This window comes from Paenibacillus sp. PAMC 26794, from assembly GCF_000316035.1.
In the GTDB taxonomy this organism is placed as follows: Bacteria; Bacillota; Bacilli; order Paenibacillales; family Paenibacillaceae; genus Paenibacillus.
On record NZ_ANHX01000052.1, the window covers coordinates 36250 to 47504 of the forward strand.

Genomic DNA, 11255 nt, shown 5'->3' on the forward strand with positions numbered 1-11255 from the left:
ACATCCTAATTCATAGAAAAAAATAGTTAAATTATCCCTTAACTATACTCTATATTTTGTCATTTTTCTACATATAAAAACAAAAACCACTTCAATCCCCTTAAGTATGTTTTAAAGGGATATCAACTAGTATTTAAACGAAGTACATTTTATTACAAATTTCGACAAAAGCAATGAATAGCTTATGTTACGCATCGTTTTGGATATAGTTTCAAACAGGTTTCAAAAAAAATCGAAACTTTTCTGTGAGAATATGATTGAGATACAGCCTCTCGCCTAATCCAACCATGATCCACTAAGCCTATATTCCAGATCACGATCTATCCAATGAGAGTTCTTCCTGCTTTTTCACATGTATACCTGCTACTCTGCTTCGCGTAAGAATCGGATTATGGTGAACAACATACGCTTTTTTGAATCGATTCAGATAGGTATTCTCATGAGATTTGGGCGTCAGGATAATCAATTTCCGTGCCAGTTCCCGATGATACAGATCGAAGACCTTCAGCTTGCGTTGTTCATCCAATGCACTGTCGAACTCATCAAGCACGATAAAGCCTGGACTTGTCTGCAGGTTCCGCAACAACGCAAGTGCGAATAACAAAGAACTCAGAGATTCTTCTCCACCCGATACCCCTTTACCAACTCGTCCTCCGCGTGCCTTGAGACTCACATCCTCCATCGTGCCTCGATGTCCTTCCTTGCGTGCACGGATATACAGGTGAAAGTGAGTTCTCCCTTTTTTGTCCGCATATTGCTCCCAGTTGATTTCACCTTCGAACTGAAATAGCGCCATGTACGAACGAAATTGCTGTTGGATCTCAAGGACCCGCATCTGTATCGTTGTCTCTAATTGATCCTTTAATTGAATGGTCCGCTCTTCATCTTGTTCAAATAACAGTTTGGTCCGCTTGTATTCATCCTGAAGTCGCTCAAATTCCTCCTTCACTACCCTGTAGTTTTCAGGTGCCGCAGGATCAATGTTGGCTTCATTACGTGCATGATTATACTTCGTTTTGCCATTTTCATAGCCCATTCGAACCCGAGAAAGGGAAGGTACCTCACGTGATGACTGACCCGTCCCCTGATCTTCATCCATTTGCGAAATCTGAAGTTCCTCGAGAACCTGTTCCATGAGTAATGAAGAAACCCCTTTGAAATCCTCAATCTCCAGAATGATATTCACATGCTCAGCTTCTGCGGTAACAAACGACTCCCGACGATTCTCCATTTGTTTATTGATCCAATTCAGCTTATTCGTCTCGGATTCCAATTGGGCCTGCGTATCATTATCTTCACGCTTCAACCGCCGTAAGTTAGTGCTGATTGCATCCTGCTGGTCCTCATACTCCTTCATCTGATCTTGAATATCCCCAATCTGAGCTTTCAGATCAGCCAATCTGCGCTGGCTTACATTCAATTGTTCGTATTTCCCCTTCAAGTTACCGAGACGTACATAAAAGTCAGCCTCAAGTTGCAATACGCGAATTTCTTCCTCCAATTGTACAAGTTGTTTTATGATACCGGACTCCAGCTTCTTCATTTCCCGGATGCTTTGTTGTTCTGCCACCAGTAAGCTATTTTCCTCCATCAGCTTGTCTCTACGATGATTGCGTTCATGTTCACGCGTCATGAATGCCTCCGCACGCTTCATCATAGGCAGTATGGAGTTCAGTTCCTGTAACCTACCGGCCAGGCTGGTGATACGCTCACCAGTATGTTCTACCTTCTCCGTCAGCAATGTAATATTTTTATCCAACTCTTCCCTTCGGATTACAAGAGCCTGTTCACTCAAAATGTACCTTCGCTTCTCCTGCGGTCCTCGAATGCCCATGCTATCCAACAAAACACCTTCTGTGATTCTGGGCTCAACTTCCCGGAAAAATTGTTCTACCCACCACAGGGATTTCATTGCAAAAGGCAATACTTCCTCAGTCAAATCCGGCTTCACCCTTAAGTGCAAGGAAGGAATCTTCATCACTGATTTATCCGGAATGACACTCTTCAGTGGCACATGATACAGATCATTGGGAACACTGGCATATCGACCGTCAAAAAATATAGCATATTTAATCGGTTCAAGCCGTTCCTCTGATTGAAGCGGAGCCCCTTCGTCCATCTCTATGAGATCTCGTAACGAATATGCTTGAACCCCTCGTTTATCGAAATAGCTCAAGGACTGACGCTGACGGCTGGACCAATCCCGGTTGGATGCAAGACGATCACTTTCATCAAGAAATTCCTGGCGCTGATGAAGCAGATCACGTTTAAGATCCTTGTTCACATTCAACTGCTCTTCCAGCGCTGTCATTTCCTCCTGTACCGCATAACTTCCGGCATACCGCTGCAAATAATCTACATGCTCCTGTTCAGCCTTTCGATCTTGTTCAGCTTCCGTCTCCAGTAACGCAATTGCTTTGATATGTCGGGTAACTCTATCATCAGCAGTGCTTAACTTATTTTGTAACTGCTCATGCTCCAGACCAAGCTTCTCTAACTGTTTAACAACCTGATCCAACTGTTGCTGCACCTCATTCTCCGTCCGGGTAATCCGGAGCTGCTCCTGTTGGATTGCTGCCAGATCTGATTCCAAACGCTGGATAACCTCCACCGTTTGTGCCTGTTCAGCTTCTAGTTCCTCATGCCGGATAGAACGTTGCTGCAGTTCAACTGTCAGAGCCTGCATCTGTTGCTCGCTACCCGATTGCCTCAATAGAATTTCTGTTGTTTGAAGCCTGATATGGGCAAGCTGATCCTCCGAATGCTCCCGATCCCATTCCAGTTGTTCCAGTTGATCCTTGAGTTCCTTCTCTTCACGCTTGTAGTAATCCTCCAGTTGAAGCAGGGAGGAGGCATACAATTCCCCTCCCTCCAGAAGGCGTTTCCGGTTATCCTCATATCGATCCAAGCTAGACTTCTGTATATGCAGCCACTGTTTTTTGTTACTCACATTCGTTTCAGCCTGAAGCAACGTTTGGCGTGTCTCCTGCAGTTGTTCCACACTTTCTTCCCAGTTCCGCTGTACTGCATCTATGCCATGCATTGCTGCAAATATCCGAAATCGTTCCTCCGAATGCATGACCGCGAACTGATTAACCTCCTGCTGGTACCAGATCAAATAGAATAAATCAGGGTCAATTTTGTATTTGTACTCCAGATCTCTCTTATATGCCGTAAAATTATATTGCCGATCTCCTGAGCTATATCGGGTTTCGTGTAACCACTCTCCAGGGCGATCCCCAGAATATACAACATACTCCCTCTTGACAGGCTGCCCTGATCCGGGCTCCTGTGAAATATATATCGCAAATTCGATCCATTCAGGAGCGTCGATCTTCATGCTGCCTTCGTTGCGAAATAACAAGCGGATCTGTGCATTCCAGGTATGATCCGGTAACAGATTCCGGGATTTCAACCCTTCCAGTTCTACTTTTGATGAATACAAGACCGCTCCCATACAATACGTGATCGTCGATTTGCCTGCCCCGTTAGGTCCAGTGATCAATATATGTTCCTGCCTGCCCGACAAATCCATTACGGTATTGTCATAGTCACGAATTCCGGCGAACCACATTTTATAAGGTATCATCTCTTGTTATTCCGCTCCTTGCTGTTGAAGGTTATATCTTTTGAAAAATTTCATGACTTCTTCTTTATTTAACTGGTTCGATTGACTGAACTCGACTGTACGGCGCAAAAATGAATCGGAAAACATATGTACACCTATGGCTGTTAATTGATAAGCCTTTTCGGGTGAACGGGTATCATACTCCTCAAGGGCACCAATTTTCCGTAAAGGGTCCAGGTTCATGAGCAATCGCTGGTTGGCCTTGGTGGTTTCATGTCCAAATGCATCCAAGAGTTGGTCAAACAGTGTATACTCATGCTGCAATACTTCCTGTTGATAGAACATGAACAATAATATCGCCAGACTTTCCTTGGAAAGTGTGCTTCGAGCTGCCCTCGCAGAAACTCTCATCATGACAACAACCTGATCCCGATCCTCATCATAGATCAATTGAAAATAACGGCTTACGCCCTGATTCACTCGCTGTATAAACGAATAAAAGGCAGCCTCCTGACCTGTAATATTCAATTGTTTCTCAACCTCTCGGCGTGACAAGCCAAAGTTCCCTGCCCGAATTGTGGCAGACGAAGAAAACAACAGGTTCATAAACACCAGTTCTTCCTGCTCTGTAAGCATACCTTTGATCGCCTGCATCACATGAAGAGCGTTAACGTTGTCTACAGCTTCGGTTCCCTGCTCTTGGTTCATCTCTTCAGAAGAGAGATTTGTCGGCTCATCTGTCATCCTGATTCTCCTTTCGCAGCTTACGGCTGGTTATCCTTTGATTTCGATCATCAGGCTCGATCCAGTCCCATAACTTAGCATACTGTGGACCTGATGCGACGGCATTGATCTGTTCCATATCCAATGTTTTGTTACCGATCAGGGCAGAGATGGCAGTCAGCGCATTTATTGCGTCGCCCCATTCAGATGATGTCGCTTCGATGATAACCTGTTCTACAGGTGCTTCATCCACAGCAGCCATATATTGTTCAATGGCTTCTGTCTGAATCATGGATTTGGTCAATAACCACTCGGTATCTCCCATCAATTCACTTAGTTGCTCAAGTGATACTTCTTCTTCTACATACTGTAATTCAGCCGGATCAGACATATCTATAGGTTCAATAACTGGTTCATATGCCTCCAGATACTGCACTGCCTCACTCACAGCTACACCGGACAACGGCGAGGCAAATTTAACAGGGACCCATAAACCATCCATCGCTTCATCAGCATACTGGTTCTGTTCCATAAAACTAAGCAATTGGTACACATTAGGCGTGTCAGAATCCAATGGAGGATCATACATACTGACAATAAATTCACGTACTTTCTCGGGATGAATCGTAGACGACAACATCGTTTGCTGCATGGTTGTGAATTTCAAGTACTTGTTAATCATGCCTATACTCAAGTGGGTTCCTTCTGCTAATACGGCTGTTCCCTGCTGCATGAGATGACTTAAGACAAGACTGTCTTCTAGCGTCTGAAACTGATGAAGCCGCTCACTGAGCTTCTGCTCAAGCTCCCTCATAAGCTGATGTATAATTTCCAGTTGGGGTAGCGCATTGCGATCAGCCAGTAGTTCGAGCTCCCTTTCCTTCAGTAGTTGAAGTGCATGTTCGACATTACGGATCATGCTTGCAATTTTATTGCCCCCGGATATACCGTGATCGTCATAAGCCTCACTATGCTCAGCATCCCGTCTCGCTTGAAAAAGGGATCTGCCGATATCATCATGCATGTAATAGGCCAGGGAGTCATTCGCCAAGCGGATCAGGGCGTCCATCATTCGCTTGCCCACATCTCTCATCTTGATCTGACGAGTCTGCTTCGAAATCCAGTTATGCTTAACAAGCACAGCTACAATCTGTTCTACTTTCTTGGTTTCCGGTGGCTCAGCATCCTGATATTTATTTCGATAACGATAGTAGAGTGTACTTGCATTCTCAATGGGTTCATCCAGCCCCAGTGCAGCCTCATTGACCAACTGGATAATCCGTAAAAATCGTAAAATTTCGATGGGCGTCTGAAAAAAATTCTGTGACCCCAGATCACTAAGAACACCGGATAAGGAGGAAATATCCCGCATGGTCTGAAGAAGTTCAGGTGCTGAATCCTTATGCTGAAATATAGAGATTAAAGATTGATCCATCTGCTCCACTCCTCCCGCTTACCAAGCACCTGCTCCTGTTCTAAATGAGTAGTCGTAAGTAGTAAGTCCATATATGCTTTAAATGCAGCATGATCCTGATAAACCTGATGATCGTGAGCTATGAATTTCAACACCAGTTCATGACCAGCCAAAGCAGCGCTCATCTCACCAGTAATTAGAAGTCCATCTGCATCATAATCGCTCCATAGAATGGCTTGTTTAATTGACCTATCTTCTTCCAGTAAACGTTGAATGAATGTTCTGTGCGAGCTGCGCATATGTCCATCCACACAGACGATGAGTGAATTGGTTTGCTCTACGAAATCCGGTTCAGCAGCCATTCGGGTAAGCACAGCCCGGTTTTCCACCAGCCACAATATTTCAGCGTTTGTTTTGTAATGATCCTGGGCAATCGACAGATCCGTCAGCGCATGGACTGGTCCAGCTTTATAGGTAGACCACTGCCCCTCCAAGTCACCTGCAAAATACATTGGCGTTATTCTCCCAGGACTAATCATGCCTAACAATTCAGCAGATGTGCCTGAGTTATGCTCAAGCCATGACAGGAATTCCTCCCGATGTATATCAAATGCCTTAGAGCCCCCAATTGCTCCATAGTAGCGGGAACCGACTTCCTTCCAGTCAAAGACAGGAGCAGATAACGCAATCTCTGTAATCGCACGTATGAAATGCAACCCCTTTATTCTCTTTTCAAGATTCCAACGAGCAGGGAAGTGTTCGCTCTCCAGCAGTTTAGCGACGTTCCATTGAAGACTCACATTCAGCAAAAGTACAAGCTTGAAGAGTTCTGTTGCCCTTCCGGTTTGATTGTTTTTGTATAGTTCCATCAGATTACCTGCACGTAATTGATACTTCTCCAGTTCAGCAGATTGGACCTGTTGATCACATAATATCTGTCTCTCCATATCGTTAAAAAGACGATATCCCATCCGATAATGGGCACGCTCTACCGTCTTTCCATCTCGCTTCAATCGAATTTCTTTGATAACCCAGCCCTGTTGCATCAGATCAAATGCTTCTGCTTCATCCATGTCCACCCTCTTGCCCGGCGTCCATCCTTGCAGTATGGGCGGAGCCAGCGTATGTTCCGAATAGCCAGTTTCGCCCCTGCTCTCTGCAGTTTCTTCCGGGAAATCCAGAGCCAGAATAAGTGTACCTGTATGGCGGAATGTCCGAACCGTTTTGCGGATGATGTGAAGTTCATGAAGCGACGCTTCAACCTCAGATTCCGTCCGGGTTGGAACTGGTTTACTTAGCTCCTCGCCCTTCTTTAATATATAATTGGTTATGTAATTCAATATTGGCTCTGATCCTCTCATTGCTCGCTCCATCCTCGTTTACTAGATTATTCTCTATTGTATCAGCTATAAGCTGACCTGTATAAAACCTGATTTTGAATAAACTGGTTTCTTCTCCCTCGGGCGTAGTCGGCTCGCGTCCGCGTTACTATAGAATCGAATACAGATGTGGTAGACTCACTCTAACGGTCACTATCCACTTATTATGAAAGGAGAAATTACTATTCATGAAATTACTTATTGAAGAAGCACGTCCATTGTACGAAGCAAGCAACCGTTTCAAGCAACAAGCAAGCTGGCAATGGCTGAGTAGCTCTCATATTTTTGGTGTCCAGGACCCGGAAACGGGACAGATTGGCTACTGCACTGTGATGGGCAACGGAGGCGAGATGTATGGACTGGCTGTTTATCTGGGAACAGAAGGGCTCGACAACTTGTTTAATCTGCTGCAAGGAAACAACGTTGAAGATCCCGTTTTTACCCAACAATGCCTGCTGTTGTCCTTCGAAAACCGGGACGAGCTATCCAGTGAGGAGTACAAACAGCTAAAAGCGCTGGGTTTCTCTTACCGGGGACGTAATGCCTGGCCTACTTTTCATCGATATGAACCGGGATTCGTACCTGGCCCTGTTCGGGAAGCTAAAGACCTCCGGTTCTTTGCAACCTGCGTTGAGCAGGCCATTGAAGTAGCCTCATCCGTACAGTCAGACCCGGATCAGCTCTTTCATTCAGATCAGCAATTATTTCTCACACGTGTGCCAGAGCGATCCTCCGACGGGCAAGCATGGAACTGGAGCGACCAGTGGGTTGAGCCCGTTCCGCTCGTAGTAGAAGAAGAACCAGCACAGGCTGCACGGATTGACGAAATTAAACTCGCGCGCCTGCGCAGACTTCCGTGTCCGCCGGAATCATTCTGGGAATTCGGATTATTCTATCTACACACAGCCGTTGGTAATAAGGGGCGTCCCTATTTTCCGCAAATTCTCATCATCAGCGAGCCAGCCTCAGGCATGATCATCCACTCTGCTGTAGCAGAAAAAAAGCGAAGTTCGGAGCAATGTATTGAAGAACTCGTTGATCTTCTATTACAGCGAGAGTATAAACCGTCTCGTCTAATCCTCACGTTACCGAATATCGCACAAGTCCTGCTACCGTTGCTTACCTCCATTGATATTGATGTGTACACTGCGGACAGGCTGCCTATGGTCGAGGACGTTTTACAAGAACTTAATCAGTTCTTGCATTAATCGCTTCTAGCTTGAATGACAAATAGCGGTTATCCATCCTGAGCTAACCCAGGCCGATAACCGCTTTTTTATACATATGATCCGTTCTCTACGTTCCTATGGGTTCACACTATCCACCAATGCATTCAAGCATACTGCGCCTTGTGCACGCACATTAACGACAATAATTGGCGTGTCCAACATATCATGCATCCAGGACATATACTCTTCTACTTTTTCATTCGGAAGAATTGTAAGAATAACCCCTGCGAATCCGCCACCATGAATACGACAAGCGCCATCACCCAGGTTTTGCAGATAATTCTCAGTCAGTGCCAGCGCAATGCCAATCTCCTGTTCCTTCACAGCACCACTCTGATATACATTCTGCAACCACTTCCATGACGAGTTACCGGACGCCGTAATCAGTTTCAAGAAATCAGCAAAACGTCCATCACGCAACGCCTGAACCTGACCATCGACACGATTGTTTTCCTCCAGGAAATGAAGCGCACGTAGCACGGCACGATCCCCAGCCGCTTCACGAACCTTCTTGAGGTTGGCGTAGATTGCGTCAGCTGTAATTTCCCGAACATACTCACTGCCGAGCGCTTGAGCAACCGCTCTCATCTCATATGGCACAGCAGCGTAATCTTCCGTCAGATCAGCGTGGTTACCGCCCGTATTCACAATGACCAATGAGTAACCGTTTTGTTGGAAATCCCATTGAACAGGCTCGATAACCGGCTGTGCAGGATTTTCAAAATCAATGGCAATCAGTCCACCGTACGCACAAGCCATCTGATCCAGCAGACCGGAAGGTTTGTTCCAATAATGATTCTCCGCATACTGACCGATTTTGGCCAAGGTTACAACATCCAGTGCTCCGTCATTATAGAAATGATTCAAAATCGTACAGATCAGCATCTCGAATGACGCCGAGGAACTCACTCCTGATGCCGAGAACACGTTACTTGAGAGATACGCCTGGAAACCGCCTACCTTATATCCGAATTCTCCAAATCCCGCAGCCATACCACGAATCAATGCTGTTGTGCCATCGTCTTCCGTATTTGGCGTGAGATCCGTGAGATCGATTACATATTTCTTGTCATAACCTTCTGAGTAAAACGTAATAACCGAATCCGCAGTTGGTGCTGCCACTGCAATCGTATCCAACGTAATGCTGCCCGCCAGTACTTTACCATGGTTATGATCCGTGTGATTACCGCCAATCTCGCTGCGTCCTGCCGCGCTGAACAACTTGCTTCCCTCTTGCGCGCCAAAGTACTCTTCGAACGTTGCGTTCAGCTTCGTGTAACGTGCAGTCTGTTCCTCTACTTGTGATTGTCCATACATTTGGGCAAGCAACGCTTGGCCCTCCGTGGATTGGATCAGATTCAATGGTTGTGTCGTCATTAATAATCCTCCTATGGATATGCAGCTTTTATTTTTAGACTGTTGGTGAACATGGTTGTCGCGTCTGTTTCATACCTTATTCCTCTCCCATTATCTCAGCTTCGTAGCGGAAAAGGTAGGGTAGAATTGAAAGTTTGTAAGCGTTTTGTGAAGTTATTTAATGTAAAAATAGGATTGAAAACCATTTTGTAATAACTTAAATTTGGTTTAAGTGAAAACACATTATTTTCCAACCTCAATGTTGCTACGCTATACATCTTATTGGTGGAGGGAACGATGAAAATCAATTCGAACTATACCAAGTTATTCGGTGCATTTTCGCTTACATTTTTGGGTGATGGACTTACGCTTGCCGCGGTTCCTTGGCTCATATCAACACTTACAAGCGATACGTTGTATGCCTCTGTCACCATGACGGCACTTCGTTTACCCTGGCTACTATTCAGTCTGCCCGTGGGTGTTCTCATCGACCGATACTCACGCAAACATATGCTGATTGGGGCAGGCTTTGCGAGAATGATCCTTCTCCTTGTCCTGACATTGTGCATCTGGGGAGGATGGGTGAGCATCCCAATTCTGGCTCTGTTCATGTTTGGGATTGGCCTGAGCCGAGTCGTATTCGACAGTACGGTGCAGACGGTCATCCCTCAACTGGTAGATGAGAGTAAGTTGGAGAAAGCGAATGGGCAGTTCACCGCCGGACAGTTAATCACGAGTGATATTCTGGGCGTTGCTCTGGGAGGGTTCATCATCACCCTGCATATTGTTTTTCCTTTTGCCATAGACGCCGTAACGGCTGTTATTGCTCTGTTCTTTTTAATTAGTTTGAAGGGAAACTTCTATCCAGGGGATACGGAAGCAACCAAGAAGGAAGTTCGCCCAATGAAGAATTGGAAACGCGAGATGTGGTCCGGTATTCAATATGTCTATCATGATCGTTTTCTCCGCGGATTAGCCATTCTATCTGTCACCATTACGCTGATGTATTCGATTATCCTGGCTACTCAGATCTTTTTTGTACGAGATGTGCTTCAGTTGGATGCTTTTGCATTCGGTATTCTCATCTCCATTGCAACGATCGGCAGCATTGTAGGGAGCCAGGCTGTTGCTTATATGCGTAAGCGATGGAGTACAAAACAATTGATTATCTCCTCCATTTTGTGCATGGGAATCATCTACGGTGTGGTGGGTCTTACTACAAATGCATATATGGTAGGCGGACTGTACTTCTGTGCTGCATTTTTCATTATTGTCTACAATGTTACCCGTTCCTCCATCCTGCAACGTTCCGTTCCTAATGAGATGCTTGGCCGGGTCGGAAGTGTGTTTCGCTTTTTGTCCTTTGGGATCAGTGCCATCGGTACACTTCTCGGCGGATTATTGGTGCGGGTTAGTGAAACGACTCTTGATCGCGTATTCTCGCTGCAACTCCCTTATCTCTTGTTAAGCCTGATCTATCTCCTGTCTGCTCTGATATTCGCAATGAAGATGCAGAATCATTCAGAGAGCCAGCAGCGTAACATCAACGCTTGACTGTTACGTAAGGTCATACTTGATAATGATCT

7 protein-coding genes are annotated in these 11255 nt (G+C 45.5%); 2 read left to right on the forward strand and 5 right to left on the reverse strand.

The window, feature by feature from the left end; all coding sequences use genetic code 11:
- Window positions 1–313: 313 nt before the first annotated feature.
- Genes D829_RS0118565 through D829_RS32520 form a run of 4 tightly spaced genes read right to left on the reverse strand, consistent with a single transcriptional unit; the run spans window position 314 to window position 7066 of the window.
- A complete protein-coding gene (locus D829_RS0118565; protein ID WP_017690423.1) occupies window positions 314–3589 on the reverse strand; it encodes a hypothetical protein in 3276 nt (1091 codons plus the stop codon).
- 6 nt (window positions 3590–3595) lie between these two features.
- On the reverse strand, window positions 3596–4276 hold the full coding sequence (locus D829_RS0118570; RefSeq protein ID WP_026081276.1) for a hypothetical protein: 681 nt from the start codon (window positions 4274–4276) through the stop codon (window positions 3596–3598).
- Between the two features lie 25 nt (window positions 4277–4301).
- Window positions 4302–5726, reverse strand: coding sequence for a hypothetical protein (locus tag D829_RS0118575; RefSeq protein WP_017690425.1), 1425 nt, complete (start codon window positions 5724–5726; stop codon window positions 4302–4304).
- On the reverse strand, window positions 5711–7066 hold the full coding sequence (locus D829_RS32520) for a DUF2399 domain-containing protein (protein WP_017690426.1): 1356 nt from the start codon (window positions 7064–7066) through the stop codon (window positions 5711–5713). The genes D829_RS0118575 and D829_RS32520 overlap by 16 nt, the downstream gene beginning before the upstream one ends.
- Before the next feature lie 206 nt (window positions 7067–7272).
- Here D829_RS32520 and D829_RS0118585 point away from each other — a divergent pair, with 206 nt between their 5' ends.
- Window positions 7273–8292 (forward strand): hypothetical protein, encoded by a 1020-nt coding sequence (locus D829_RS0118585; protein ID WP_017690427.1) that lies wholly within the window; start codon window positions 7273–7275, stop codon window positions 8290–8292.
- Window positions 8293–8388: 96 nt separating this feature from the next.
- Here D829_RS0118585 and D829_RS0118590 read toward each other — a convergent pair whose 3' ends face one another.
- Window positions 8389–9690: a galactokinase family protein gene (locus D829_RS0118590; RefSeq protein WP_017690428.1), complete on the reverse strand. Its 1302-nt coding sequence runs from the start codon at window positions 9688–9690 to the stop codon at window positions 8389–8391.
- A gap of 276 nt (window positions 9691–9966) precedes the next feature.
- Here D829_RS0118590 and D829_RS0118595 point away from each other — a divergent pair, with 276 nt between their 5' ends.
- Entirely contained in the window at window positions 9967–11223 is a 1257-nt protein-coding gene (locus D829_RS0118595; RefSeq protein WP_017690429.1) for an MFS transporter, read from the forward strand.
- Window positions 11224–11255: the final 32 nt, after the last annotated feature.

Bases quoted from the DNA above. Each gene is read 5' to 3' on its own strand.
- D829_RS0118565 (WP_017690423.1), bottom strand. From the start codon at position 3,589: ATGATACCTTATAAAATGTGGTTCGCCGGAATTCGTGACTATGACAAT.
- D829_RS0118570 (WP_026081276.1), bottom strand. From the start codon at position 4,276: ATGAACCAAGAGCAGGGAACCGAAGCTGTAGACAACGTTAACGCTCTT.
- D829_RS0118575 (WP_017690425.1), bottom strand. From the start codon at position 5,726: ATGGATCAATCTTTAATCTCTATATTTCAGCATAAGGATTCAGCACCT.
- D829_RS32520 (WP_017690426.1), bottom strand. From the start codon at position 7,066: ATGAGAGGATCAGAGCCAATATTGAATTACATAACCAATTATATATTA.
- D829_RS0118585 (WP_017690427.1), top strand. From the start codon at position 7,273: ATGAAATTACTTATTGAAGAAGCACGTCCATTGTACGAAGCAAGCAAC.
- D829_RS0118590 (WP_017690428.1), bottom strand. From the start codon at position 9,690: ATGACGACACAACCATTGAATCTGATCCAATCCACGGAGGGCCAAGCG.
- D829_RS0118595 (WP_017690429.1), top strand. From the start codon at position 9,967: ATGAAAATCAATTCGAACTATACCAAGTTATTCGGTGCATTTTCGCTT.